The organism is Vibrio sp. 704 (assembly GCF_033339295.1).
Genome location: NZ_JAWOUH010000003.1, coordinates 403,951 through 430,898 on the forward strand (window position 1 = coordinate 403,951; position 26,948 = coordinate 430,898).

The window sequence follows — 26,948 nt, forward strand, 5'->3', positions numbered from 1 at the left end:
CTTATCGGTCTTTCGGGTCAAGAGCATCACGCAAGCCATCGCCGATGAAGTTAAAACAAAAGAGGGTGGCAACTAAAAACAGAGAGGGAAAAAGCAGCATCCACAATGCAACGTCAATCGTTTTTGCGCCTTCGGAAATTAGGATTCCCCAGCTCGTGTCTGGTGGTTGAACACCAAGCCCTAAGAAGCTCAAAAACGATTCGAACATAATTAATCCTGGTACCATTAAGGAGGAATAAACCATCACGATCCCAAGAACATTAGGCAGAACATGGCGTCGGACAATTGTCAATTTAGAAACCCCAATAGAGTGTGCGGCTTCGATGAACTCTCTCTTTTTTAGACCGAAGGTGACACCACGTACAACACGGGCAATGCCCAGCCAAGATACCATTCCGATCACGATAAAAATCAGGTAGATGTTGTTGCCAAAAAGGGTAACAAACAGGATAACCATAAACATAAATGGCACCGAATCGAGCACCTCAATAATGCGCATCATTACGCTATCGACAACGCCGCCAAGATAGCCGGAAATACTTCCCCAAATCGTACCAATAACAACGGCGACTAAGGCGCCAACAAAACCTACCAAAATAGAGAGCCTGCCACCTTGCATCGTGCGAGCGAAAACATCTTGCCCGAGATCATCGGTACCAAAGTAATGGCCACTGCTCAGTGAAGGTTTCCCTAGCTCGTATGGATCGATGAGCACTTCCCAGTCAATTTCATCATGGCCAAAAGCGGCAAGAGAGGGGCCGAAAGTGATGCATAAGGTAATGAACGCCAAAACATACACTGATGTCATCGCGGCTCTGTTTTTACGAAATCGAGTCCATGCATCCTGCCAAAGACTGCGACCTTCGACGGCTTCAATATTGTCGACGACTTGATCTTGAAGAGCTTGTGTATCCAGTTTTTTGATCGTTAACATGCCGGACTCCTAAACGCGTATACGAGGGTCGATAATCGTATATAGCAAGTCGACCACAAGGTTAAAGAAGATAGTGAGTGAAGCGACAATCAGAGTAATGCCCATTACTAGGCCGTAGTCGCGGTTGAGAGCCCCAGACACAAAGTGTTGTCCCATGCCACCTGTACCAAAGAAAATGTCGATAATTACCGAGCCTGTCACGACAGACACAAACGCAGGGCCGAGCATCGCAACGACGGGAATCAGGGATGGTCGCAAAGCGTGATGGAATAAAATGTAGGTTGTGGACAAACCTTTGGCTTTTGCCGTTCGAATGTATGGTTGGTTGAGCGTTTCAATCATTGCGCCACGCATGACGCGTGCAATACTCGCAATGGAGCCAATCGCCAGGCTGAGCACGGGAAGAACAAGAAAAGCCAGCTTTCCTCCTTCCCAACCACCAGCAGGGAACCAGCCGAGCTGAATAGCGAAGATCATGACTAAAACTGGAGCAAGCACGAAAGCCGGAACCACAACTCCAGTCATCGAAAGTGTCATCAGGCCGTAATCTAGGCGGCTATTTCGGTTCAATGCCGCAATGGTGCCAAGTAGCATGCCAAGTGGAACGGAGATACAAAAAGAGAGTACGCCTAATACTGCTGAAACTGGCCATGATTGTGCGACGAGCTGTGTAACACTGAAGTCTTGATAAACGAAGCTCGGACCGAGATCTCCTTGTATGAAATTACCAATGTAAATCCAAAACTGAGTAAGGAAGGGCTGGTCCAAATGGAATTTTGCTTCGATATTCGCACGTACCACCTCTGGCATAGGCCGTTCCATATCAAATGGCCCCCCTGGTGCAATGTGCATCAGCCAAAATGATACGAGTGCGATGAATAGAAGCGTGGGGATAGCGATAGCTAATCGCTTAACAATGTACCAAATCATGATCCATCATCCTTTGGTCATCCGAAATCACTTCGAACGGTTATGAATAAAAAATGGTCTGAGCTCAGGTTGCCTTCTCCACCGAGAGATATGAGGAACGGCAAGTAAACATTGAACTTGCCGACTCAGACCGAAAACATGCTTTTAGTGGGCTTTTACATAGACATTCTTGCGGTAGTACGACGACTCAGGGTTTGTCAGTTCGTAGCCGCCCACGTAAGGCTTGATGAGGTATTGATCGTTACCCGGACGATAAATAGGAATAATGGCCATGTCTTCAATCAGCATGCTTTCTGCTTGTAGATACAGTTCTGATGGGTTGCTCATGGTCTTTGAGCGAGCCATTAACTCGTCGTATTGCGGGTTGTTATATCGAGAATCGTTGTACTCGCCACTAGAAACGAAGATATCCAACCATGTAGAGGCTTCATTGTAGTCGGCCGTCCAGCCGCCGCGAGTAATGTCGGTCGGCTCTTTAAGTGCGTAGAACACTTTCGGTTCTAGCTGTTTTATCGTGACTTGCGCACCCAATCGGCTTTTCCACATGCCTGCCATGGTGGTTGCCATTTTTACGTCCATCGAGAAAGTTGGTACGGTAAACGTTAACTTAAGCGGATTGCTTTTATCGTATCCAGCTTCTGACAGTAATTGCTGCGCTTTTTCGATACGTTTATGGCGGTTCCAAGTTGCGAACTCAGGAGTGTGAGATTTAAAACCATCTGTTTGAGGTGGCACAAGGGTATACATTGGAACCCCACCGTTTCTCAAAATAGCACTCGTTAACAGTTGACGGTCAATGGCATATGAGAGGGCTTTACGAACTCGCACGTCTTTTGTTGGCCCTTGTTGAGTGTTGAGGTAATAGAATGTGGAGCCAAGAGACGCACTGGTGCTTGCCACTTCTTGTGGGCGTTGTTGAATTAACTTTTTCTTCTGAGCGGCAGGAATGGAAACCGCTTGGTCTATCTCACCAGCTAGGTAGCGGTTTAGCACTACGTTTGCATCACCAATTGGTAGCCAGGTGACTTTTTCCAGCACTACATTGCTTGCGTCCCAATAATGTGGATTTTTAACCATCACCAGTTTTTCGTTAACTTTCCATTCAGAGACAGTAAACGCACCATTTGTAACTATATGTTCTGGCTGGGTCCAACGATTGCCATGTTTTTCAATGGTCGCTTTATGAACGGGGGCAAGCACTGGATGACTTAATAGTTTCGTAAAGAAGGGAATAGGCTCTTCTAGTGTTACCTGGAACGTTTTTTCATCCAGCGCCTTCACGCCCAAAGACTCGGGTGCGGCGTCGCCCTTCATAATCGCTTGCGAGTTTTCGATATTTGGAATGGCCGCAAACCAAGCGTATGGTGAAGCAGTGCTTGGATTCAGTAAGCGTTGCCAGCTGTAGACAAAATCTTGTGCAGTGACCGTTTCGCCATTTGACCATTTTGCATCACGTAAGTGGAAGGTATAAACCGTATTGTTGTCATTGACTGACCAAGACTCAGCAACGCCAGGAATGGTTTTACCTTGCTTATCTTGAATGACCAGACCTTCAAACAGGTCTCGACCGAGATTAAAAGCGGGCTCTGCGGCTTGCTTGGCTGGGTCAATAGAAGTAACTTCAGCTCCATTGTTTAGCGTAATTTCTTGTATCTCAGCGAGGGTCACACCTGCGGGATACGGTGCGGCATAGCTTGATGTTGCCAGTATTGGACTCATCATCGACGCTAATAAAAGCAACTTAGGTAATTTCATCCTTGTCTCACTCTTTTCATCCTGAAAGATGCCAAAAATGTATATTGTATAAATTGTCTACACAATCGAGTTTTAACATTACTGTAACAGGGTGTCAGGTGTTGAGCTGTCTGGTCTCAAAAAGTGAGCTAGGGGAATTTCTTTGAAGATCTGATATCAAGTTGGCATGACGGGAAGTAATTTTGCTTCGATACAAATTAAAATCCCCTTCAAGCACAGGCTAGAAGGGGAAGATAGTCAGTCTGCTCTTCAAAAGGCACGACGTTAACTGACTAGGAAATGTTTCACGAACTCAGTGATTTTGACCATATCACTTACCGCGATAAACTCTTCTGTCGTGTGTACTTTTGCCATGCCAGTTGAAAGGTTGACCGTTGTGAGACCTTTCTTGTTAAAGTTGTTGGCATCGCTACCGCCGCCAGTGCCTTTTGTTAAAGCGTCAATGCCCAACTCTGAAAACGCTGCTTTTATAGCGTTTACGTGTGGGTGGTTTTCTTCAATAACAAAAGCGTCGTAGGCTCGGCTAGATTCAATTTCGACTTCTGCACCGTGTTTTTTACAGACAGACTCTAATGTTGAGATCATATGATTGACCTGAGCATCTAGTTTATCGCCATTCAGGGAGCGTGCTTCTGCCACGATTTTTAATTCAGGCATAACAATGTTTGTGGCCTGACCGCCGTTAACCATACCGATGTTGGCTGTCGTTTCTTCGTCGATGCGAAGCAGCTTCATTTGGTTGATGGCATCTGCCGCCACCATGATCGCACTGATGCCTTCTTCTGGCGCAAGCCCTGCGTGTGCTGGTCGGCCTTTGATTTTTGCCATGATCTTTTGCTGGCCTGGGGCTGCGGTCACAATGGTGCCAATAGGGCCACCTGTGTCTAACACGATTGCTTCCGTTGAAGTGACGTGTGACATATCGAAGTATTGTGAACCGAATAAACCGCCTTCTTCATACACGGTGAAAGCAAGTTCTAACGTTTTGTGCTCACGGTTTTCCGCTTGAATACAACGAACGGCTTCCATGATGGCAGCAATACCAGATTTATCATCGCCACCAAGAATCGTATTGCCTTTTGAACGGATAACGCCGTCTTCGATGAGTGGCTCAATGCCAATACCTGGAGTGACCGTATCCATATGACAGCTCATTAGAATAGAGCCGTCTTTTTTGCCGTCTAAACGGGCGTACACGTTAAAACCGTTAGAAATGTGCTCAGGTACTGGAAGTTTGCGTACGGTAAAGCCTAGCTCGCCTAGCTGTTCTGCCAGTGTTTCTGCAATTTGTTTTTCGTTTTTTGATTCGCTGTCGATACGTACTAGTTGGCAAAAGTGTTCAACTAAGCGTTCTTGATTGATGTGTGTCATTAGATGTCTCTTTTTCTGATCGAGCGTGAAGCCTTGTGGCTCGGCTCGATAGGGAACAGAGCACCACTTATGGCACAGTTACTTTTGAATAAAACTGAGGTGAATCAATAAAGGAGTATCCATGACACGATTCTGACCGATGAGCCTTTCGAACTGTATGAAGCGTCACGAAACATTACTTTTGATGTTTTGCAGGATCAAATGAATAAATCGGATAGAGATAGGGTGCAATAGACTTTCCATCCCCTTTTACTTTTTGAGCTACGTTGCCAAGATAAAATGCCAAAGTAACAACTTTTTTACATTTTGTGTGTTGGCGTAAAGCCGAAAATATCAATCTAATATATTGAAAATAAGCAGTTTGTTTGATGTTTACGAAAGTGGGTTCGATGCGTCTCCTGTCTGTAACATATATTTTACAATTATGCGTAAAAATCGCCAAGGTAAAGATTTCTCCCCACGTATTCCAATTTCTCAAGACCTGCGCCAAGTTAGAAAAATAATTCCAAACAAAAGCTACTGAGACAAGGAGAAAGTCATGGTTGATGCATATAACCCACTAGGAACAGACGGATTTGAGTTTGTTGAATATACCGCTGCTGACAACAAAGGCATTCAACAGCTTAAAGATCTGTTTATATCGTTAGGTTTTGCGGAAATCGCAAAGCATCGCTCAAAAGAAGCATGGTTATATCGACAAGGTGACATTAGCTTTATTGTGAATGCGCAGCCGCATAGCCAAGCTGAGGGATTCGCCAAAGTTCACGGTCCGTCGGTTTGTGGCATGGCATTTCGTGTGAAAGACGCCACCGTTGCTCTGGCGCATGCGTTAGAGAATGGCGGTAAAGAATATAAAACGGAAATTGGGCCGATGGAGCTAAGCATTCCTGCTATTTATGGCATCGGTGAAAGCTTGCTTTATTTTGTCGATCGTTATGGAAAGCAGAGCATTTATGATGTCGATTTTCGTTTTTATGATGATGCTGATGAGCGTTTATCAAAAGCGAATGTTGGTCTTTACGAAATCGACCACTTAACGCACAACGTTAAGCAAGGCAACATGGATGTCTGGTCAGGTTTCTATGAGCGCATTGGTAACTTCCGCGAAATTCGTTATTTCGATATCGAAGGTAAGCTGACTGGTCTTGTCAGCCGTGCGATGACCGCACCTTGCGGCAAAATCCGAATTCCTATCAATGAGTCGTCAGATGATAAATCACAGATTGAAGAGTTTATCCGTGAATACAATGGCGAAGGTATTCAACACATCGCATTGACCACTGACGACATCTACGAAACGGTCAAAACCTTGCGTGAGCGAGGCATGGACTTTATGCCAACGCCAGATACTTATTACGAGAAAGTCGATCAGCGTGTTGAAGGCCACGGTGAAGATGTAAGCAAGCTTCGTGATTTGCAGATTCTTATTGATGGTGCACCAACGAAAGATGGCATCTTGCTACAGATCTTTACTCAAACCGTTATCGGCCCTGTGTTCTTCGAAATCATCCAACGTAAAGGCAATGAAGGCTTTGGCGAGGGTAACTTCAAAGCGTTGTTTGAATCGATAGAAGAAGACCAAATTCGCCGAGGAGTATTGAGCGATGCATAAATGGATCACATTCCCTCACCGGGAGGGAGTGTGCTCTAAACAAGCACATGCTGACTTCCCGGAAGAGGCAATTTATGAACGTGAGGCAGGTCGAAGTGGCTTCTTCGGCCCCGCAACACATTTTCATCATCAACATGCCCCAACGGGGTGGTCTGAGTGGGAGGGCGAGCTACGTCCACGAGCGTTTGATTTTAATCTAGTCGAAAAAGCCAGCCATATTACCCCTTGGGCAGTCCCGCATCTATTACACAACGCGAATTGTAAAGTTCGTGTTTGGCGTATGGATGAAAAAATGGACTTCTTGGTGAGAAATGCAGATGGCGACGAACTGCTATTCATCCACCAAGGTACGGCAGATCTCTACTGTGATTATGGTCATTTGAAAGTGAGCGAAGGGGATTATGTCATGATCCCGCGCTCAACGAGCTGGCGTTTAGAACCAAGCGAGCCGATGTTCATTCTGATGATTGAAAACACCGATGCGGCTTATACATTGCCCGAAAAAGGCATGGTTGGAAACCACGCGGTGTTTGATCCGGCGGTTTTAGAAACGCCGTCGATCAACGATCAGTTCCGTGCTCAATATTCTGAGAATCAAACACAGGTTCAGGTGAAACGCCACGATAAAGTCAGTGTTATCACTTACCCATTCAACCCGCTGGATGCGATTGGGTGGCATGGTGATTTGGCGGTAGTAAAAGTGAACTGGCGTGATATTCGTCCACTTATGTCACATCGTTACCATTTACCGCCTTCTGCACATACTACATTTGTAGGATCAGGATTTGTGGTGTGCACCTTCGTTCCTCGTCCAATTGAAAGTGATCCTGGAGCGCTCAAAGTACCGTTCTACCACAACAATGACGATTATGACGAAGTCTTGTTCTACCATGCAGGTGACTTCTTTAGTCGTGACAACATTGAAGCGGGTATGGTGACATTCCATCCAGCAGGTTTTACACATGGCCCTCACCCGAAAGCTTTCAAGGCAGGGCGAGAGCATAAGAAGACTTTTGCCGACGAAGTCGCGGTCATGATTGATACGCGTCACGCACTTCAGTTTTCGGATGAGCTGGAAAAAGTAGAAAACAAAGAATACGTCTATAGCTGGCAAGAGAAGTAAGAGGCAAGGATGAAATTAGCAACCAAGAAAAATGGCACTCGTGACGGTTTGTTGATGGTCGTGAGCAAAGACTTAACGCGCTGCGTACCAGCGACAGAAATTTTCCACCCCATGAACTTAGCACCGACGATGCAGGTGGCACTTGATAACTGGGATACGCTAGCACCGCAACTGGAAGAGCTATACGTTGCACTGAACAATGGCACGGTTGCAGGGTATGAAGAGTTTGAAACGCACTACTGCGAGTCGCCGCTTCCTCGCGCTTATCAGTGGGCTGATGGCAGTGCTTACGTAAACCACGTTGAGTTGGTTCGAAAAGCTCGCGGCGCTGAAATGCCAGAGAGTTTTTGGACGGATCCGTTGATGTACCAAGGAGGCTCTGATGCCTTTATTGGTCCTTGTGACAACATCGAGTTTGCGAGTGATGAATGGGGTATTGATTTCGAAGGTGAAGTGGCTGTGGTAACTGGTGACGTACCAATGGGCGCGAGTGTTGCAGAGGCTCAGGAGTCGATTCGTTTGATCATGCTGGTGAATGATGTCTCACTGCGTGGGCTAATTCCCGCAGAATTAGCTAAAGGGTTTGGTTTTTTCCAATCTAAACCTTCTTCTGCGTTTTCTCCTGTGGCAGTAACACCAGACGAACTAGGCGATGCGTGGTACGAAAACAAAGTGCATTTACCATTGGTCTCGACCTACAACCACAAGCCGTTTGGTCGCCCGAATGCAGGTATCGATATGACGTTTGATTTCGCAGACTTAATTGTTCACGCGACTAAAACGCGCCCGCTATCTACTGGGGCAATTATAGGTTCTGGCACGGTATCTAATAAGCAAGGCGCCGAATATGGCACTTCGATTGAGGAGGGTGGCGTTGGCTATTCATGTATCGCGGAAGTTCGCATGATTGAAACCATTCGTGATGGTAAGCCGTCGACTAACTTCATGTCGTTTGGAGATTCAATCAGATTGGAAATGTTCGATGCGGATGGCAACAACATATTCGGCTCGATTGACCAACAAGTTAGCCAATATCTCAAGCACTAACAATGCTGGTTGGGAGACGATATGAGCGATAGCATGATTTTATACGGATACTGGCGATCATCGGCGGCGTATCGTGTGCGTATTTGCTTGAATCTTAAAGAGTTATCGTATGATTCAAAATCGGTACACTTGGTGCGCAATGGTGGCGAACAACACAGTGACGAGTACCATGAGTTAAACGCTTCTGAACTGGTTCCTTTGCTGGTGGATGGGGAGGTTCAGTTAACCCAGTCACTGGCGATCATTCAATACTTAGAAGAACACTACCCGGATGTCACTGTGATCCCCGAGCAAACGCCGCTTCGATACCAAGCGCTAGCTTTGGCTCAGGATATTGCAATGGAGATTCATCCCCTGAATAACTTAAGAGTTCTACAGTATTTAGAGGGGGAGTTAGCTTGCGAGCCAGAGCGCAAAGTCGCTTGGATTCATCACTGGATCCACAAAGGTTTTACAGCATTAGAAGAGAAACTTCAGAAGCATCGTAAACTAAATGGTGATTGCAAGTTTAGCCTGACAAGCTCGCCATCTATTGTCGATATTTGTCTGGTACCACAATTTTATAACGCACAACGCTTTGGTGTAGATACCTCTTTTTATCCAACCATTAACGCGGTTGTGCAGTCATGCAATCAACTGCCAGCTTTTATTGATGCGATGCCAGAGAATCAGCCAGACGCTAATAGTTGATTCTTAGCATACATAATGTATTAACAAAATTTAAACGAGCCAATCCAAGTGTGTGATTGGCTCGTTTTTATGGTGAGCAAAATTTTCTGTTTCTCGCTATCGTCGTGGAGCCTCAAAATTGCGAGGTTTTGTTGCTCTGCATAACATTTCCATTTACGCTTTGAGCAACGAGTTGTTTTGGATGCACTTTATTTATGACCAACATTTTTATCATTGTTGTTCTTCTGGTTTTATTCTTCTTTGTTATTCAAAAGTACGTGATTAAGCACGATGACACGCGTGATTATCCTTATCGCTCGAAAGGCCCTCTGCTCAGAGGTCAAGAGGGTGCGTTCTATAATGCGTTAAGAGCGGCGGTAGGGGAGCATGCCGTAGTATTCGCGAAAGTAAACATGTCCAGTTTGGTTACGCCAAAAGAAATCAAAAATAAGAAGCAGTTTTTTGTCGCGAACAATCGTATATCTCGAAGCTATTTTGATTACGTTATTTGTGACCCAAGGACACTAGAGCCGCGCGTTATCGTTGAATTGGATAATGGGCAGGAGCTAAACAAGGGTAAGATAGAAAGACAAAAGTTATTGATTCATGTTTGTAAGACGGCCAACCTGCCTTTAATTGGCGCCTCGGTAAAGCACAGTTATCAAGTTGGGCGATTACGTCGTTTGCTTGCGGCACACATTGATTTGATTGAGCCCGATAAAGAAGTGCGTTTTTGTAAAAAATGCGGCAGTCCGATGATCATTAAAACCGCAAGCCAAGGTGAGTTCAAAGGGAGACGTTTCTTTACTTGTAGCCGTCAGCCGAATTGTACATACACCGAAAATTATAACGTTGTGTTTGAGGCGGACGACTAAACACGACAATTAACCAGCAGAAACAAGGGGCTTTGATTAGAGATGATCAAAGCCTTTTTTGTATCAGTCATCAAGGCAGGGCCTATACTTTGAAAAAGAGGGCGGAATAGGGCAGCCATATGCGATACGGATGGATTTTATCGGCGTTGTTCATCGCATCGAATGTTAGTGCGATACCTAATTTGAAACCACTGGAGTGTGAATTGACAGAGACACCCCAAGATCATTTCTTGTTTTACCGAGAGCAAATGGTTTACCACAGTGAGCAGTTTGTCATATTTCAAAACTTCAAAGGCAGGGTGAGCACTCAAGTAGACGTCAAAACAGGAGAGTTGATCCGTACAACCTATATCGGCGAACCATTTAAACCTAAATATCAGATTTTGTTCGGCACTTGCCCTAAGGTATCGCAAATCTTACAGATTTGGATGCTCAGTGAAGTGCCTTACGACAATTAAGTGAGATAATAAAAGTTATATAGATCACACTTTTAATCCATGAAGGATTCAGCTTTGCTGATAAAATCATCTGAAAACGCGTGTTGAGTTTACATTTTCGCCAAACGGTTCAAAGTTGGTAAATTTGTGCTTGCACCACCGTTCGCTTATAGCTAATATCCTCGTCGTTCCAGAGAAATGCGTCCGTAGCTCAGCTGGTTAGAGTATCGCCTTGACATGGCGGGGGTCGGTGGTTCGAGTCCACTCGGACGCACCATTCTGAATTGAATGGTTAGGAACACAAAATTTGGGTCCGTAGCTCAGTTGGTTAGAGTACTACCTTGACATGGTAGGGGTCGGCGATTCGAGTTCGCCCGGACCCACCAAATTTTAGAAAAAGCCCACCTTTTGGTGGGCTTTTTTGTGTCTGTAATTCATTGATACTCAAGTAAAACTACTTCTTTTCTTGTCCCTTGTTTTTGCTCTGCTTTAGCCCCTTGTTAGAGATAAAAGCGCACTACTTGATCCGCAACACTACCTCAAAACCCTAAATGCAATGCATAAGGTGTATACGCTTCAAACCCACTAGAGCCGTCTATAAATTATGTTGCGTGCCACTAGCCGTGGCATTAGAGACACTGACTATTAATCTAAATTATCTGGCGTGTGAAGATTGGTGCCGCATATTGTACATTTGTAGTCACCAGTCGCTTCGCCTTCCATTAATGAGCTAATTATTGCTGCAAATAGACCTGAGAAGAAACCTTTAGCTTTTTTCTCGGTCTTTTCCTGCGCTTTAGAGAAGCTTTCGTACCGATGTAGCGTTACTTCTTTACAATTACAGCAAAACGCTCTTGTCTCTTCAGAACCGTACATTTTTACCAATTGATTTACTCCCTGTAAGTTAATTTCCCCAAGTGGCGTTATGTTCAAGGGTAAGTCACACAAGACTGATGTGTGACTTACCCTAAACACTAAAACTAACGTAATGTAAAACACCACATGTTATGAATGATTATTTAACGCCTTGTTATCCGAGCTTGCTAACTCTGCTGATTGAATTGTTGTGGCAATAAGCTCTTCAAATAGCTCTAATTGCCCAGCAGGTATCAATTGATTTTGTATAGCTTTTCGTTTGTTTGAGTCAAATAGCCGCTCTGTTAACCAACCAATTAGATACATCAGTGAAAGACAGCCACCGGCCGTCGCTACATTACCGTCTATCACGAGAGGCAGATCCTGAACATCTCCTCCCATACTTTGTAGAACAGCCTTTGCATCTGGGTTTGTTGTTAATCGCTTGCCTTTTAGTAAACCGAGTTCATGGAGGATGAATGATCCCGCACAAATCGAACCTATTAGCTGCCTATTTGGATCAAGATTCAACGCCGACATAAATTCAGCATCTTTTAGAGCGGCTGGAATACCCCGTTTGCCGCTTGTAATAAGAACGACATCTTGATTCGTCACCTCAGAAAGGTGTCCGTCTGTTTTAACTTTCATACCGAGGTGGGAATGATGTTCAGATTTAGTTCCAAGTATACTTACTGTCCAACTGTCGGTTGTGCGCCCCAGCAAGTCATACATAAGAAAGAAATCGACATCCGTGAAATCATCAAATAAAACAACGCCGATTTTATACATAACATTTATCCTTTTGGACTTACTCGTAAGTCGCAAAATGTGTAGTAGGAGGGGAGGGGCATTCGATACACAAGCTTCTGCTAAGCACCTTAAATACCAAAGGCGGTGCAAACTAACAATGCCATGTGTACCAAATCCCTATTATAAAACTTTGTTATGTTTGTTTTATGAGCCCGCCCAGAAAAACTCAACCCTAATACCACTTGGGTCGTAACACATTAAATGTTTTGCGGGTCCTGTTTTAACAAGCTCGGGACCAAACTCAATTTCGATTCCCGACGCCATAAATTGATCACGCAACTCATAGAGTTGCTTCTCAGTCTCTACGAGTAAAGCTAAGTGATGCAAACCAATATTCGTTTTTCTGTCAAATGGAGTGGCGGCATCAGCCTTAGCCGCCCATAGTGTAAGCATGATATGCCCATCACTCACAAATATTGCCGGGTAGTCTGGATTTCTTTTTACTTCACTCCAACCTAATTGTTCAGTGAAAAACTTCGCGCTTGCTTCTAGGTTAGATACGGTTAAACCTACGTGGTGTATGCCTTTTGTTAACACAGTCACTTTGTTTCCTTACTCGTTTTAATGGCTATCAAACAAAGATAACTCGATAAAAAGTAAGCATCAATACACATATATTGATTAACTTCGTCAATCTATTCGAATACGGTAATCCAACTGGAAACATAACATTGTAAACAAGAAACCCAATCTTGAACTAAAAATTAAACTTAGAGTTCATTCTTAAGTCCTGTATTAATCAAATACATTAATAGCCATAATATTTAAGCCAGCCTATAGGGCATATCATTCCATTAAAGGTTTGAATGTTCTCATTCAAGCTAACGTCTTCCAATTTGTAACAGTGAACAACATTACTAGTCGAAGTAGATGCTGGTGTTGAATACGTCACAGGTTTAGAAGCGTTTGCTTTATGTATTTCATGTGCTCGCTGTTGGTTTATCGCCACTTGATTCTTATGATTGTTAACTTCTCGCAATCCAGATTCTAGGGGTAGGTGCCAATCCTTACATGTTGTTCCTAAACCATCATTCTGAGACTGATATTCTGATAACGCTACACGAGCTTCATTTACCGACTGATCGATATCGGACTGATCGACTAGCCAAGTAGAAAAAGAATAGTTAATGGCCTCTCGATAGTTTACCGATTGCTCTAAGCTATAAGCATCGGAATGAAAACAGGCCTCTACCACTGCCCATTGAGTCGATAGGTTTGATAATACGTTTTCAGGTATAGGCTGTAGCTGGCTTTGCGTAGACTGGCAACCGGCTAGAAGAAAAGGGACAGGGAGTAGTTTTAGAAAAAATTTTTGGTTCATTTTAATCTTAAAATTAATGCAATCTTTTTCATTATCATAATACAGGACGATTGAAGAAAGTAGCATTTCTATCAGTAAGGGAATGTGGCTAACGCACTGATAAGGTGTGAGTAAAGCGATATCAAAGCCCTCAACACACCTTAACTACGAATACTACCGCATAACAAAGATGCTATGCGGTAACGGTAGTACTCAGGCTTGAACAGTTTGTCGCACGTTGCTCTCGCCTGACAGCACGGAAATTCTCTCAAAATCTCGACTCGGGAAGTCAGGGTCTACGTACACAAACATACGACTTATCATTTTTCCTTCAAACTCAAATACACTACAAAAACGCCCTGTGGAAACTTTGTTGTCCGGCCAAGAGGTACCATCACTCATTACGCCGCCTTCCTGTCCTTCAACAATGACCTTGTTTCCAGCAGTCGTTATTTGAAAGCCGTCTATGTCGTGCCAGATACTAATCAACGAGCTACTAATCCTATTGCCAAACTCCACTAAGGCACTCTTTCCTTTCGCTTGCCCAAATTTAGGAAAGAAAAAGTCAACATCCTCTGAGAATAGATCCAGATAGCTAGGATCACCGGCATCTATTTTCTCGAAATACTTAACTACTAGCCCAACTAAGTCGTCTTTTTCCATAATTATTTCACACCCATATAAGCTTTACGCACAACCTGAACGCTTGCATCTTAAACACAGAGTACATTTAAACTGAAATTGCCAAGAGTTGCGAATCTTATTGAAGTGCCTTGTTAGATGTAATCCGTTTAGCCTACGTATACACCATTGAAGTATTCGACGCGTTCTAACGTCATTCTTAACTTACATTCTTCAATCTGGACACCTTGCCAGGGTGAGGGTGTGGAAGACAGGCCCGTAAATTCACATTCGGCGTCTCTGTATTTTAGCCAAGCTCTTTGGGCCTTTCGAAATGGCTCTACCAGTTCGGTCTGAGACCATGTTTCCCTTAGTACTTTTTCTTCCTCACCTATTCTAGCGATTGCTTCCTTGTAACTTTCGTTAAGCTCTTTATCTGCAGATTCCATTTTCTTTTCTACACACTGATAACCAGCCATAACGCCACCGCCTTTTACTTTGCAGGGATCTTCAACATCATCAGAGGCCAAGCAAGGTAAAGAAACCAACGCAAATATCATTAGTAATTTGTTCAAAATTGCCTCCAAGCTCCGAGTGCTTGTTAAACCGTTATCCGCTATTTTTCCTTTTTAATCATGCAGCTTTTTGTCTGTGCCTTCAAAGATAAAATAGAAGGTTAGTGATTCTAGTGCCTAAACAGAAGGTCAAAGAAGATTGATACACGGGTTAAATGACGCCGTAATCTGAGTTATTTTTAGTGGGCGTTTTGTGTCAATCTTTTCTGTGGAATCATTAGTTTGATGGCGTCTGAGGATGTTAAGATGACTCCCATTGAATTTATTATCGCCCTGAAACACCTAGGTTGAATTAAGTGGTGACTATTCCCCTCCAATCATGGAGTTGATTCAAAGGTAGGGCGATAAATGTTGCGATTCGTAATAAAAATTTATGCCAAGTGCAGTTCGCTATCGCGGCTTATATTGAGTTGGGCAATAACCTCTAATGATGTCTGAGTTTCGTAGCTTGTTGTGTTTTGTATTGCGCCCCGAAACCCTTTTACGCCACAATTTAAAGCTACTTGATTTGAGCCGGCTACGCATAAACTGAATCACGTCGGATTCATTCAAACCAAATTGAAATTCGATAGCCTCAAATGGGGTGCGGTCTTCCCATGCCATTTCTATTATTCTTGACTCAGTTTCCGAGGTCAGTTTCATTTCAAATAACCTATTTTAGAAAAGAGATTTCTACGACGGAAATTGAGTCTTGGTTCAAATGTTCTTATATGCGTGCTTAGTGTTTAGCGACTTAACACCTACAAAAACTTCTCAATGAGGACTTCGTCTACGTATTTCCCACGAACTTTTGCATGCTTCTTCGCGGTCCCTACGATTTCGAAGCCTTGTTTGAGATAGGCTGATAACGCTCGCTCATTATCGCTGCGAACGTACGCAAATAGTTTTTCGTAACCCTTTTGTTTGGCTACTTCGAATGTCGATTTGAAAAGCTGTTTAGACACACCTTGGCCACGAACACCGTCACTAACAAACGTACCAATTATGCCAACATGGTCAAAAGCTTTTGTATATTGTGCAAAGGGCTCGATATTTTGGAAACCAATGACTTGTGAGCTACTTTCGGATAAAGCGACTGTAAACACGCCCCGTTCTGGGAAATGAGTAATGAACTCTTTTTCTTCTTCAGGTGTGAAAGGCGTATCTAATACAGTGTATAAACCTTCAATAATGATGGGATTGAGGACGTTTGTAATGCCTTCAGCATCACCTAAAGTTACCTGACGTACAATTAAATTCATGCCACTTAGCTCCTATTAAAATTAGGGCTGTTTTGTACATGAGTTGGAGAATTGCGGCAACAAGTAACGTCATTAAGTCGTAAAGAATATACCTATTACACTTAAGCGGCGGTTAATAGTGCTGATTGTTACTTTAGTATTTCTGATATATCACTTTTTAAGTGACGGCTTAACTTCTACAGAATATTTCCACATCACGATCCCGTTTTCTACAAGATCATAACTCGCGCTTTGACCCTCGGAGTTGAGAACAAATACCGGCATTTCCATCCTTGACGTAGCGCCATCTCGGTTGCATGACATGGTAGCTTCAAGCTGTATGCTATTTTTGCTCGGTTCTGAAAGGGTTCCTAAGTACGCGCAGCCGTCGACAAAACTGGTTTTGCTTTTTCCTTTAGAGGATATTTCAAAAGTCGGAAAAATGAATGTTGATTGAGGCTCTGTTACTACCACATTGACTTGATAGTTCGTCGCTGAAAAAGCATTGAAATGAGCTCCAAGCATAAGTAAGAACAAGATTTTTGATTTCATAAACTCTTCTTTATTTCGATATTACTAGTTTGGTTACGGCGCTATTAAGGTGACCACTTAATCTAAAACTTTACTGCGGAAGCATTAAAAAGGATACAAAGGTAGAGTAGTTGAATATGGTTAATCGGCCGTAAATAGTTTTATTAAGCGATCTTACATACCTAAAAGAGGTAAGTTCTTTCGCTTTTGATAGGTTAATGCTAATTCTAAACAGGTCTTGATTGAAGCTTCTGGCAAAGGTGCTGATAAAGATAGAATTATTGCTCGATTACCCTGAAACTCAAGTGAGTCACTATACAGTTCGCGGAATGTGTCGACGAGCTTAGTTTGGCAATTAAAGAACAGATAATAACGACTAGGCGTTTTCTGTTTCCAATCCATCCTTACCGGGCTACCTGTTTTCACACTGTAGCTTGGCTCTCCCCATTTTAGAGATTCTTCAACTTCCCCCAGTTTTAATTCAGAAGCGATAGTTAAGACGATATTTCGTAGCTCTTCTATCCGAATACGCACATGTTTTGGATACTCATTAAATCTTGCCTTCACTGCATGGTTCATTGGTATCTCCTATAAATAGCGCTGTTTTGGGGTGAAGCCCAAGCGTACTTTGGCTATGTAGCAATTACGTCATAATGTTATTAATCAATAAATCTAGCACATAGCCAAAATACTAAGCGTAAGGGTTTCCCTCGGTTACGTTTAGGATGCTCTGGGTGAAAACATGATGATTGACATGCCAAGCATAGCGACAGAAACCCCCACTATGTCCCAGAGCGTTGGTCGAACGCCGTCGATACACCACAACCATAGAATTGCGACAAAAATATAGACACCACCGTAAGCGGCATAAACTCTGCCAGTTGCGGTAGGATGTAAAGATAGAAGCCAAGCAAACATAGCAAGGCATAGCGCTGCTGGTACCAAAAGCCAAACTGACTTATCTTCCTTCAACCAGAGATAAGGTAAGTAGCAGCCTAATATTTCTGCAATGGCGGTTATAAAGAAAAGCCCAATGGTTTTGACTTCAGTCACTTAAACATTCCTATCTTTCTCTACAAATATATGATGCTTGTTAAATGGGCAATTGTTCGACTCATTACATTTCGCCCAGCTTAATCTTGGATTGAGCCTCACTCACGGTTTGTTTACCGAATAACAAATCCATCATCGAAATGATTCGTTTGTTGTCTTTACCCCATTTATCTGGATTCGCGCTGTTTGGTGCTTTAAATTCAACTTGTCCTACTTTTTCGTTATTTTTGTAGGCTTTGATCTGAGCATCAGCGATAAATGTTCTAAAATCCCAGCTCCAGCGTGATACGTAAGTAAGTGTTAGCTCAGAGCTAACAGGAGGCGTGCCGTCGCTTACGACTGTGCATTTGTGGGCGGTATCCAAACACCAGTCTTGCATCGAATCTAAGAAAACATCTCGCGTGGCGTTGTCTTTTACGATGGTGATTTCCTTGCTCTGATTTTCTTTCGAGATTGTTTCTACCGTATACTTTGGTGCCGCACATGCAGCTAATAGAATAGGCAAGCTTAGAATGATGAGTTTTTTGTGCATCTTATGTCTCTTTTTTTTAAATTTATATATTCAAACAACTTCAAGATACTGAGTTCAACGAGAATAACTAACAAGCATGGCAACTGTTATTAACAAAACCTTTAGAGTAGAAGGGTTTGTTTCGGGAGTATGCCAATGTCTCGATGCAAAATAATTAGTAAGAGATTGCTATTGCGTTATGTTAACTCTTGAACTTATGTCCGTATCAATGTCCAGAATTCTTCGCATTGAAGTTTTTGAAGTGCAATTCTAACGGAATTTTAAATTGCTGCATAATGCTCAATTAAGAGGAACAGGGGATCTTATCGTTAAACATAACGTGTAGTTCTGTAAATTCCCCCCTAAGACTAAGCTAAAAGGGCCTAATGTTTTAAAATAGCTTCTTGTCTATTCTGTTGTGTGAGTTTTCAATGCTGTCTCATACTAGCCACTTAAAAGAGCGCTGTAAGAACTTGTCTGCATTATCAAGGACGATTTCACCGTGAGCCATAACCAATATATTAGGTTTCCAAGACAGCAATTTATTTAAGTGTTTTCGAGCCTCTTGTTTGCTAAACATAAAACTTAGGCGCCAATCCAAAGGCATTTTTCCATTCGGAGCAAGAATACCGGCCCCTTTAGCCACAAACCTCTGCCAGTAGTTAAAGTTCTGGCCAGAAAAATTCTCGACGAGGTCAGTAACAATTAAGGTCTTTGAAAGTCGATGATAAAACACACACTCTTCCATTAATGGAGAGCCAGAAAATAGTTCTTGTTCAATCTCAGAGTTCCAAGCATTACCGCCTTGGTTAAGTGAAGCGTGAAAGTGTATATCACGGCACTTCTTAATGACTTCATTTGTGCCATAAACTTCTGCGCTAGGATAGGCAGATATCCATTCAGATAAGAACAAGTGGTGTAAATGATTAGGAGCGATTAAGTATTTCACTTGGCCTAGATTGTTGATTTGCTCTCTAATCGAATTTGATAACTTAATTGGACTATGAACCCAAAGGCCACCATCAGAAAGCCTAACAATAGTCATACGAGTGGTGTATGGGAGTCCTAAGAATTGGACGGGATCTCCGTCAAATATCCATATCTCTTGGGCTAACTTTTTCATGTCTCTCCAACCGTTAACACTGTATTAAGGCGGCATTTAAGTTACTCAAAAGCTGCCTTGCTGCACAATAAACGCTTCGCTAAGCGTAAACCAAAAATATTAGGTTTACCAAACCCTTATTGAGTGCAGATGTATATCTTTGAGTGTTTTTATACTGAACGGACGTAAAGTCGTTTTAAGAGGATCATTTGACTTGATAGAACAAAACCCCGCTATTTTTGAGCAGGGCTTTGCAATTAGATAAAGGGGCTAACCGATGATGAAGAAGAAAATCGCGGTTGCAACAATACCAATCAACGCATAAGGAAACTGTGTGGTTGCGTGTTGCATTGCTGTACAGCCTGAACCTTGTGCAGATAACACGGTTGAGTCACTAAAGAAACAAGAGTGGCTCCCTGCCGCTGATGCTGAAAGCAGCGCTGCAACGGTTAAGTGTAGAGGCACACCAAGCTGTTCGCCCAAAGGTAGAACAATTGGCATCGCTACTGCAAACGTTCCCCAAGACGATGCCGTTGCAAATACCAACGCGCCCGTAATCATAAAGATAATCGCCGGGAAGTAAGACGCTGACAGGTAAGGGCTGACGGTCTCAATGACATACTGCGTGACGCCCAATGAGTCGTTGACCGATTTCAACATGAAACCACCAATAACGGTCGCAAGCGGCAGTAGCATAACCTTAATGCCATCATAAACAGCTTCGAACATGTCGTTCATCGAGATCAGTTTTTGTGCGCCGTAAAAGCTAATAGTAAAGATTAACGCGACGAAAACACCAGCAAGTAGATCGATACCAAAATACCAACTTGCGGCAACAAGTACGATCATTGGTAACAAGAAGTTGACAAGGCCCATGGTTGGGTTGGTATGTGCAGAGACATCGGGACCAAAGTCGACATCTGTTGCACCGTCTGGACGAACTTGACCATTCTTCGCACGCTTTTCTGCCTTTTTCATCGCGCCTAGATCTGGGATCTTTTCCATTGCAACCAGCAAAACAATCACCAGCGTTACCCAGCCGTAAGCCATGTATGGAATAGCTTCAATGTATGCTTTGATACCATCTCCCGCTTCTGCTACTCCGTTTGCTTCTAGCAAAGAACTGAAGAAAATTGCCCAAGTGGAAATTGGTACGAGGATACAGATAGGTGCGGCGGTTGAATCCACAAGATATGAGAGTTTTTCACGCGAGATTTGGTAGCCGTCCGTAACTTTTTTCATTGAGGAAGAAATTGCAATCGCATTCAAATAATCGTCGATAAAGATCAGAATACCTAAAGCAAAGGTCATCAGCATCGATTGCTTACGGCTTTTTACTTTCGTGACTAGCATGTCGGAGAAGCTCAAGATACTGCCGCCTTTCTCCAAAATAGCAATTAGGCCGCCCATCAAACCACAAACGAGGATGATCCAAGCAATAGTTTCATCCATCATTACACTCATGGAAATATCAACAATCTGTTCTACCGCTTCAGTTGGGTTAAGCAGAAGAACACCGGCAATAGCGCCGCTAAAGAGGGCTTCCACAGTTCGGTGTGTTGTCAGCGCAAAGACCAATACCAACGCCGTTGGTAAAAGACTCATCCATCCGTAGGCTTCGCCTTCCTCATGGTTCAAACCGATTGTGGTAAAAAAGACAAACGTCGCAACCGAGATTAAAGAAACAATAATGTGTTGAGAGTTGATTTTAAGAGGCGCATCCAGCGCCTTGGTCTGCGTAGTCATAAAGTTCATTTCCTTTGTTTATGCCGAGTGCAACATCCAGTCGATTTCCAATGGAGTAATCGCTCGCTCAAATTCTGCGAGTTCACTCTGTTTGCAAGCTAGATACAAATCGATAAAATCTCTTGAGATGTATTGAGCCAGCTCACTGTGCTCCAGTCGCTCTAGAGCTTCTGACATACGCAGAGGTAACTCAATTGCATCATCACTGAGAGTCGGTGGACATTGATCTTTGGTGTAGCTTTCACTCGCTAATACTGCGGAAAGTACTACTGCAGCGAGAATGTATGGGTTAACGTCAGCGCCTGCTATACGATGCTCTATACGGCGATTTTTGCTATCGCTGATAGGCACACGCAACGCAACACCGCGGTGGTTTTCTCCCCAATCGGCTTTGGTTGGGACGTAAGCGCCAGGAACAAAGCGACGGTAAGAGTTAACGTTAGGACAGATTAGGGCCATGGCATCGGATGTTTGTGACAGCATCGCTGCCATGGTTTGATAGAAGAAGGCGCTCGCTTGACCGTCTGGTTGGCTAAAGTGGTTGTTACCATCTGTATCAACCAAGCTGAGGTGAATGTGCATGCCATTACCCGCTTGCTCACTAAAAGGTTTCGCCATAAATGTGGCGTCAAATCCGTGCTGATGAGCGACCTGGCGAATCAAGCGTTTTGCGATGATGATTTCATCACATGCTCGAAGCACATCTTTAGAATGGTTGAAGTTGATTTCGAACTGCCCTGGTGCCGATTCAGATAGGGCTCCGGAAGTGTTTAAACCTTGTTCTAATGCAATTCGATTAAGGTCGGCCAAGAAATCAGCGTAGTCATCTAGTCCATCAAGGTCGTAAACCTCGGTATCTTTTTCTCGAGTTTTTTTCGTGGGGTTAATTGCCGTTAATGGTTCGCCATTTTCGCCGCGGGTTTTGTCTATTAAATAGAACTCCAGCTCGAGCGCGACGCAAGGATATTGGTCTTTAGCATGCAGTGTTTGCAATATAGAAGCGAGAATGTTTCGGATGAACAGTGGGTTAGGGTGCTGCCCGGTTTCATCCATCATACTAAGCAGTAGCTGACCAACTTGTTCTTTTGCCGTCGGCATTAAGGTGCCGCTGATTGGATAGCAGAGATTATCTGGTTCTCCGAGATCTTCTCCCAACCCGGCTGTTTCAACGACGTTACCTTTGGTATCTAGGGTGATGGTCGAAAGGGGGAGGGCAACACCTTTATTCAGTTTTTCTAGAGCATCTATCGGGATGCGTTTTCCTCTTGGGGTGGCATTTATATCGGTAAAGATGAGATCGATAAATTCAATATCGGGCCATTTTTGTTTAAAATTTTTTACTTCCTGTAGATACGATTCCATTTTCTTCTCCAAATAGCCTGACGAGTAGAAATTAGAAATAACCAAATTAACAAATAAATTACAGTACTCTGAGCGAGTTGTTTGTTTTTTAGGTTATTTTTAATTTAAACATGCACTTACACTGTGTTTTTGATGTTTAACGGCTGGTTTTTATGTCTTTCTGTTAACTATTTTGTAACAGTTGGTTTTGTTTTGTTCAATATAATGAGCATAAATATTCAGTTTTGAAGCCTAAAAAGTGCGTCAGATCACGTTGTGACGATAATGATGGTCATCTGTGTTGATAATTTTGTACATGGTTTGTAGGGTTTGTGTTAAATAAATTGAACACGGACATATCATGGCAGATACACACAAACCCATCATTGGTGTGGTTAGCTGCGCTAAAGAGTTGGGTGGCTATCAGATACAAGCGGTCAACGACTTTTACCTTCGCGCCATAAAGGATTTTGGAGGACTACCGATTATGTTGGCTCCCGACATGTCGGGCGATGACGTAACCACCATCCTAGACATATGTGATGGTTTTCTTTTTCCTGGCAGCCACTCTAACGTTGCGCCACATCGATACAATGCAACGCACGAAGAGAGCTACAAAGATGAAGTTCGTGATGAGCTCTCATTCACGTTAATTCGTCATGCGGTTGACCAAAACATTCCGTGCCTTGGTATTTGCCGCGGCTTTCAAGAGATGAATGTCGCACTTGGTGGCTCGTTAAACCCAGCCGTTCATGACTCCGGCTTCAATGACCATCGTGAAGCGCCTGTTGAAGATTTCGAACAAAAATACGCGCCAGCACACGCTGTACTAGTTCAAAAGCAGAGCTTATTTGAACAATGGCTGGTGCAAAATCATTGGGAAAATACCACCTTCTTTGAAGTGAACACACTACACAACCAAGGCGTCGATCAGCTTGCTCCTCTATTACAAGTAGAAGCTAAAGCCCCGGATGGCTTGGTAGAAGCATTTAGTCTTCCTAATCAAAAATTTTTCGTTGGCGTGCAGTGGCACCCAGAATGGGAAGCAAAAACCAATCATTTCTCTCAAATTTTGTTCAATGAATTTATGATGGCTACCTCTCGTTAAACGTTTGGAGCTGTATGAATGGACAATCAAGAGATTGGTAAAAATATTGTTCAGTTACGAAAAAAACATGGATTGTCACAAAGGGAACTAGCCGAGCGCGCAGGTATTACCCACAGTGCAATCTCATCCATTGAAAATGGCAAAGTGAGCCCGTCGGTCAGCTCACTACAAAAAATCGTTAATGTATTTTCTTTATCGTTATCAGAGTTTTTCACTTTTGAACAACCTTCGAACGATGAAGTGAAAGTAGTCATCAAGCCGTCAGATCTTGTGGAAATCGGGAGCGAGACGGTGTCCATGAAACTGGTAACGAATGGCGACAAAGATCAAGTCATCGGATTCTTGATCGAGGAATACGCACCTTATGGAACCACTGGTGCGGCAGAAATCAAACACGAAGGCGAAGAGATTGGCACCGTATTAGAGGGCGAAATCACTCTGGAATATAAAGGGCAATCTCATGTCATAACAGCGGGCGAGTCGTACATTATTGATACGACGAAGCCCCATCGATTTACAAATCACACAGACAAGGCTTGTCGAATGATAAGTGCGCATACGCCAACCACATTTTAGTGGGGGCTTGCCTTGTGTGATCACAAGGAGAGCGTATGAAAACCCAAGAGCAATGGATTGAACTAAAAAACAATCTAAACATCGAAAACAGGGCGTACATTAACGGTGAATACAGTGCCGCTTTAACAGGGCAAACCATCCCGGTAGTTAACCCAGCAACAGATGAGATATTCACCGAAATCGCCCGTTGCCAAAATGAAGATGTTGATCTCGCGGTTTCATACGCTCGCCAAGCATTTCAATCCGGTCAGTGGAGCGAGAGCAGCCCAGCTCATCGCAAAGCAGTGCTTAAACAGTTTGCTGACTTGATTGATCAAAACCAAGAAGAATTGGCTCTGCTAGAAACGCTTGATACCGGTAAGCCTATCTCTCACAGCTTCTCTACCGATATTCCTGGTGCGGCGAGTGCATTACGCTGGTACGCAGAAGCAATCGACAAAGTATACGGCGAAGTTGCCCCAACTGAAAAAGATGTACACGCTTTTATTTCTCATCAACCAATTGGTGTGGTTGCTGCGGTTGTACCGTGGAACTTCCCCCTTTGGCTTGCGTGCTGGAAGCTTGGCCCTGCTTTAGCCGCTGGTAACAGCGTGATTCTAAAACCGTCAGAGAAATCTTCTCTCACCGCGATATTCCTAGGTCAACTTGCTTCTCGAGCGGGCTTACCAACAGGCGTTTTCCAAGTCGTTACGGGTTTTGGTCATGAAGCTGGCGACGCGCTGGCGAAACACCAAGACGTAGACTGCATCGCCTTCACAGGCTCGACGCGCATTGCAGGTCAACTGATGGTCAGATCGGGTGAGAGCAACCTAAAGCGTGTGTTTGCAGAAGCGGGTGGCAAGAACGCGAACATCGTGTTTGAAGATTGTGATGATTTAGATCGCGCAGCAGCAGAAACCGCCGCAGGGTGTTTCTACAACCAAGGTGAGGTGTGCGTCGCGGCAACCCGCCTGCTTGTTCACGAAAGCATCAAAGATCAGTTCTTAGAAAAAGTTATTCAAGCGTCGAAAGCGTTCACGCCAAAAGACCCAATGGACCCAAGTTCATCCATGGGAGCGCTTATCGATCAAGATCATAAATCAAAAGTGTTGGAATACATCTCGTTAGGTGAATCAGAAGGTGCAAACGTACGTTGTGGCGGCGATGTCGATGGGCAAGGTGCATTTGTTTCCCCAACCATTTTAGACAACGTCGACAACAAGATGCGTGTCGCTCAAGAGGAAATTTTTGGTCCGGTGCTGTGTGTCATTCCATTCAAAGACGAAGCGCAAGCAATCGAGATCGCTAACGATTCGAAGTACGGCTTAGGCGCGGCACTCTGGAGTAGCAATATCAACCGCGTTCATCGCGTAGCAAAACGACTGCAAGCCGGCTCGGTTTGGGTTAACAACTACAACGAAGGTGACATGACGGTTCCATTTGGTGGATTCAAAATGAGCGGAAACGGTCGAGACAAGTCTCTCCACGCGATTGAAAAATTCACCGAAACCAAAACCACTTGGATTCGCCTCCATCCTTAAGCCTGCTGACGATTACGATAAATAAAGGAATAGTTCTATGAACAAGCATACGGATTCGTTCTACGCGCACTCTGTGCCAAACATGCCGGAATACCCACAGTTGCAAAACGACATCGAGTGCGATGTGTGTGTAGTCGGTGCGGGATTTTCTGGTCTTTCTTCTGCACTACACCTTGCAGAAAAAGGTTTTAAAGTCGTTGTGTTAGAAAGCGCAAAAGTGGGCTTTGGAGCAACTGGTCGTAACGGTGGCCAAATCGTTAACAGCTACAGCCGAGATGTTGACGTGATTGAAAGCCGTTACGACCAAAACCAAGCCAAAGCTCTGTGCGATATGATTTTTGAAGGCGGCGATATCATCCGTGGCCTGATCGACAAATACGACATCAACTGTGATTACAAGCAAGGCGGCTTGTTCACGGCACTGAACAGTAAACAACTCAAAGGGCTAGAAGAACATAAGAAGAACTGGGAGCGTTACGGCAACGACCAACTGACTCTGCTTGACGCAGGAGAGGTAGAACAAGCGGTAGGCACTAAAGTATACACTGGCGGCTTACTGGATATGCGCGGTGGTCACATTCACCCGCTTAAACTGGCATTGGGTGAAGCTGCTGCGTTTACGTCTCTAGGTGGTCAAATCTTTGAGCAGTCGGCGGTCGTGTCGATTGATAAAGGTATTAACCCAGTAGTGAAAACGGCGAAAGGCAGCGTGAAGAGCAAGTACGTGGTACTGGCAGGTAACGCCTACCTTGGTGGTTTGGCACCAAACATCAGCAACAAAGCGATTCCGTGTGGCACACAAGTGGTGGCGACTCAGCCTTTGAGTGATGAGCAGCTAAAACAAGTGCTGACCAGTGACTACTGCGTTGAGGACTGTAACTACTTGCTGGACTACTTCCGCTTAACCGCCGACAAGCGTTTGTTGTTCGGAGGTGGTGTGGTTTACGGAGCACGTGACCCAGAAAACATCGAAGCACTGATCCGTCCGAAGATGGAAAAAGTCTTCCCACAATTGAAAGGCATCAAGATTGATTACACCTGGACAGGTAACTTCTTGCTGACTTACTCACGCATGCCGCAATTTGGCTCGTTTGCAGACAACATTTACTACCTACAAGGCTACAGCGGTCACGGTGTAACGTGTACTCACCTAGCAGGTAAGTTGCTGGCCGAAGCTCTGACCGGACACGCAGAACGCTTTGACGCGTTTGCTGCACTGAAACATTACTCCTTCCCGGGGGGCCGCCACTTCCAAATTCCGTTTACGGCAATGGGCGCGGCTTACTATAACCTACGTGACAAACTGGCGATTTAAGAGATAAGGAA

Annotated in this window: 30 protein-coding genes and 2 tRNA genes; 12 read left to right on the forward strand and 20 right to left on the reverse strand. The window is 44.0% G+C overall.

Translation table 11 applies throughout. The features are described from left to right. Window position 1: 1 nt before the first annotated feature. The 5 genes from R7R24_RS07835 to R7R24_RS07855 all read right to left on the reverse strand — a co-directional run bounded on the left by R7R24_RS07835 (window position 2) and on the right by R7R24_RS07855 (window position 5,468). Window positions 2-934, reverse strand: coding sequence for an ABC transporter permease subunit (locus tag R7R24_RS07835; protein ID WP_191116078.1), 933 nt, complete (start codon window positions 932-934; stop codon window positions 2-4). Window positions 935-943: 9 nt separating this feature from the next. Further along, complete coding sequence (oppB, locus tag R7R24_RS07840) at window positions 944-1,864, reverse strand: oligopeptide ABC transporter permease OppB (protein WP_005377838.1); 921 nt, start codon at window positions 1,862-1,864, stop codon at window positions 944-946. Window positions 1,865-2,008: 144 nt separating this feature from the next. Further along, a complete protein-coding gene (locus R7R24_RS07845; RefSeq protein ID WP_053350403.1) occupies window positions 2,009-3,619 on the reverse strand; it encodes a peptide ABC transporter substrate-binding protein in 1,611 nt (536 codons plus the stop codon). Window positions 3,620-3,883: 264 nt separating this feature from the next. Then, window positions 3,884-4,990, reverse strand: a complete 1,107-nt coding sequence (locus R7R24_RS07850; protein ID WP_191116077.1) for a M20/M25/M40 family metallo-hydrolase — start codon at window positions 4,988-4,990, stop codon at window positions 3,884-3,886. A gap of 175 nt (window positions 4,991-5,165) precedes the next feature. Beyond that, a complete protein-coding gene (locus R7R24_RS07855; protein ID WP_318119478.1) occupies window positions 5,166-5,468 on the reverse strand; it encodes a hypothetical protein in 303 nt (100 codons plus the stop codon). A 60-nt stretch (window positions 5,469-5,528) separates the two neighbouring features. Here R7R24_RS07855 and hppD point away from each other — a divergent pair, with 60 nt between their 5' ends. The 8 genes from hppD (at window position 5,529) to R7R24_RS07895 (ending at window position 11,139) form a co-directional block, all read left to right on the forward strand. Then, a complete protein-coding gene (hppD, locus tag R7R24_RS07860) occupies window positions 5,529-6,602 on the forward strand; it encodes a 4-hydroxyphenylpyruvate dioxygenase (RefSeq protein ID WP_005377835.1) in 1,074 nt (357 codons plus the stop codon). Next, entirely contained in the window at window positions 6,595-7,725 is a 1,131-nt protein-coding gene (locus R7R24_RS07865; protein WP_017633969.1) for a homogentisate 1,2-dioxygenase, read from the forward strand. The genes hppD and R7R24_RS07865 overlap by 8 nt, the downstream gene beginning before the upstream one ends. Before the next feature lie 9 nt (window positions 7,726-7,734). Then, on the forward strand, window positions 7,735-8,772 hold the full coding sequence (locus R7R24_RS07870) for a fumarylacetoacetate hydrolase family protein (RefSeq protein ID WP_318119479.1): 1,038 nt from the start codon (window positions 7,735-7,737) through the stop codon (window positions 8,770-8,772). A 21-nt stretch (window positions 8,773-8,793) separates the two neighbouring features. Continuing rightward, window positions 8,794-9,462 carry a maleylacetoacetate isomerase gene (maiA, locus tag R7R24_RS07875; protein WP_182016187.1) on the forward strand — a complete coding sequence of 223 codons (669 nt, stop codon included), beginning with the start codon at window positions 8,794-8,796 and terminating at the stop codon, window positions 9,460-9,462. Between the two features lie 194 nt (window positions 9,463-9,656). Continuing rightward, entirely contained in the window at window positions 9,657-10,316 is a 660-nt protein-coding gene (locus R7R24_RS07880) for a DUF2726 domain-containing protein (RefSeq protein ID WP_047100684.1), read from the forward strand. Window positions 10,317-10,435: 119 nt separating this feature from the next. Then, the gene (locus tag R7R24_RS07885) at window positions 10,436-10,774 is read left to right on the forward strand and encodes a hypothetical protein (protein WP_085569546.1); all 339 of its coding nucleotides are present in this window, start codon (window positions 10,436-10,438) and stop codon (window positions 10,772-10,774) included. Between the two features lie 179 nt (window positions 10,775-10,953). Next, a tRNA-Val gene (locus tag R7R24_RS07890) sits at window positions 10,954-11,030 on the forward strand. A 32-nt stretch (window positions 11,031-11,062) separates the two neighbouring features. Next, window positions 11,063-11,139 (forward strand) — tRNA-Val (locus R7R24_RS07895). Between the two features lie 259 nt (window positions 11,140-11,398). Here the strand turns inward: R7R24_RS07895 and R7R24_RS07900 are convergent. The 15 genes from R7R24_RS07900 to R7R24_RS07970 form a co-directional block, all read right to left on the reverse strand. After that, window positions 11,399-11,629, reverse strand: a complete 231-nt coding sequence (locus tag R7R24_RS07900; protein WP_017820907.1) for a hypothetical protein — start codon at window positions 11,627-11,629, stop codon at window positions 11,399-11,401. 129 nt (window positions 11,630-11,758) lie between these two features. Further along, window positions 11,759-12,397: a DJ-1/PfpI family protein gene (locus R7R24_RS07905; RefSeq protein ID WP_054574092.1), complete on the reverse strand. Its 639-nt coding sequence runs from the start codon at window positions 12,395-12,397 to the stop codon at window positions 11,759-11,761. 165 nt (window positions 12,398-12,562) lie between these two features. Further along, window positions 12,563-12,961, reverse strand: a complete 399-nt coding sequence (locus tag R7R24_RS07910) for a VOC family protein (protein ID WP_031780991.1) — start codon at window positions 12,959-12,961, stop codon at window positions 12,563-12,565. 205 nt (window positions 12,962-13,166) lie between these two features. After that, window positions 13,167-13,739 (reverse strand): hypothetical protein, encoded by a 573-nt coding sequence (locus R7R24_RS07915; protein ID WP_318119480.1) that lies wholly within the window; start codon window positions 13,737-13,739, stop codon window positions 13,167-13,169. Window positions 13,740-13,931: 192 nt separating this feature from the next. Next, entirely contained in the window at window positions 13,932-14,381 is a 450-nt protein-coding gene (locus R7R24_RS07920; protein ID WP_182016189.1) for a nuclear transport factor 2 family protein, read from the reverse strand. Window positions 14,382-14,509: 128 nt separating this feature from the next. Further along, a complete protein-coding gene (locus tag R7R24_RS07925) occupies window positions 14,510-14,899 on the reverse strand; it encodes a lysozyme inhibitor LprI family protein (protein ID WP_182016210.1) in 390 nt (129 codons plus the stop codon). 405 nt (window positions 14,900-15,304) lie between these two features. Next, on the reverse strand, window positions 15,305-15,556 hold the full coding sequence (locus R7R24_RS07930; RefSeq protein WP_005377824.1) for a TIGR03643 family protein: 252 nt from the start codon (window positions 15,554-15,556) through the stop codon (window positions 15,305-15,307). A 98-nt stretch (window positions 15,557-15,654) separates the two neighbouring features. Next, the gene (locus tag R7R24_RS07935; RefSeq protein WP_054577892.1) at window positions 15,655-16,155 is read right to left on the reverse strand and encodes a GNAT family N-acetyltransferase; all 501 of its coding nucleotides are present in this window, start codon (window positions 16,153-16,155) and stop codon (window positions 15,655-15,657) included. Between the two features lie 150 nt (window positions 16,156-16,305). Continuing rightward, window positions 16,306-16,686: a hypothetical protein gene (locus R7R24_RS07940; RefSeq protein WP_025766737.1), complete on the reverse strand. Its 381-nt coding sequence runs from the start codon at window positions 16,684-16,686 to the stop codon at window positions 16,306-16,308. Window positions 16,687-16,839: 153 nt separating this feature from the next. Continuing rightward, window positions 16,840-17,244, reverse strand: a complete 405-nt coding sequence (locus tag R7R24_RS07945; protein ID WP_054577891.1) for a DUF1801 domain-containing protein — start codon at window positions 17,242-17,244, stop codon at window positions 16,840-16,842. Between the two features lie 141 nt (window positions 17,245-17,385). After that, window positions 17,386-17,718, reverse strand: a complete 333-nt coding sequence (locus tag R7R24_RS07950) for a YnfA family protein (protein WP_005377819.1) — start codon at window positions 17,716-17,718, stop codon at window positions 17,386-17,388. A gap of 64 nt (window positions 17,719-17,782) precedes the next feature. Next, on the reverse strand, window positions 17,783-18,250 hold the full coding sequence (locus R7R24_RS07955) for an Sbal_3080 family lipoprotein (RefSeq protein WP_005385757.1): 468 nt from the start codon (window positions 18,248-18,250) through the stop codon (window positions 17,783-17,785). Between the two features lie 418 nt (window positions 18,251-18,668). Further along, window positions 18,669-19,352: a DUF4336 domain-containing protein gene (locus R7R24_RS07960; RefSeq protein ID WP_054577890.1), complete on the reverse strand. Its 684-nt coding sequence runs from the start codon at window positions 19,350-19,352 to the stop codon at window positions 18,669-18,671. Window positions 19,353-19,601: 249 nt separating this feature from the next. After that, window positions 19,602-21,077, reverse strand: coding sequence for a Na+/H+ antiporter NhaC family protein (locus tag R7R24_RS07965; RefSeq protein WP_005377816.1), 1,476 nt, complete (start codon window positions 21,075-21,077; stop codon window positions 19,602-19,604). Between the two features lie 18 nt (window positions 21,078-21,095). Next, window positions 21,096-22,439 carry a glutamine synthetase family protein gene (locus R7R24_RS07970; RefSeq protein WP_053306915.1) on the reverse strand — a complete coding sequence of 448 codons (1,344 nt, stop codon included), beginning with the start codon at window positions 22,437-22,439 and terminating at the stop codon, window positions 21,096-21,098. A gap of 340 nt (window positions 22,440-22,779) precedes the next feature. On the opposite strand from R7R24_RS07970, the gene R7R24_RS07975 reads away from it, so the two are divergent. Genes R7R24_RS07975 through R7R24_RS07990 form a run of 4 tightly spaced genes read left to right on the forward strand, consistent with a single transcriptional unit; the run spans window position 22,780 to window position 26,937 of the window. Then, complete coding sequence (locus tag R7R24_RS07975; RefSeq protein ID WP_191116076.1) at window positions 22,780-23,526, forward strand: gamma-glutamyl-gamma-aminobutyrate hydrolase family protein; 747 nt, start codon at window positions 22,780-22,782, stop codon at window positions 23,524-23,526. 18 nt (window positions 23,527-23,544) lie between these two features. Continuing rightward, window positions 23,545-24,102, forward strand: a complete 558-nt coding sequence (gene puuR, locus R7R24_RS07980; protein WP_005377813.1) for an HTH-type transcriptional regulator PuuR — start codon at window positions 23,545-23,547, stop codon at window positions 24,100-24,102. A 35-nt stretch (window positions 24,103-24,137) separates the two neighbouring features. Then, complete coding sequence (locus R7R24_RS07985; RefSeq protein ID WP_054577889.1) at window positions 24,138-25,622, forward strand: aldehyde dehydrogenase; 1,485 nt, start codon at window positions 24,138-24,140, stop codon at window positions 25,620-25,622. 37 nt (window positions 25,623-25,659) lie between these two features. Then, window positions 25,660-26,937, forward strand: a complete 1,278-nt coding sequence (locus R7R24_RS07990) for an NAD(P)/FAD-dependent oxidoreductase (protein WP_005377810.1) — start codon at window positions 25,660-25,662, stop codon at window positions 26,935-26,937. Window positions 26,938-26,948 lie beyond the last annotated feature (11 nt).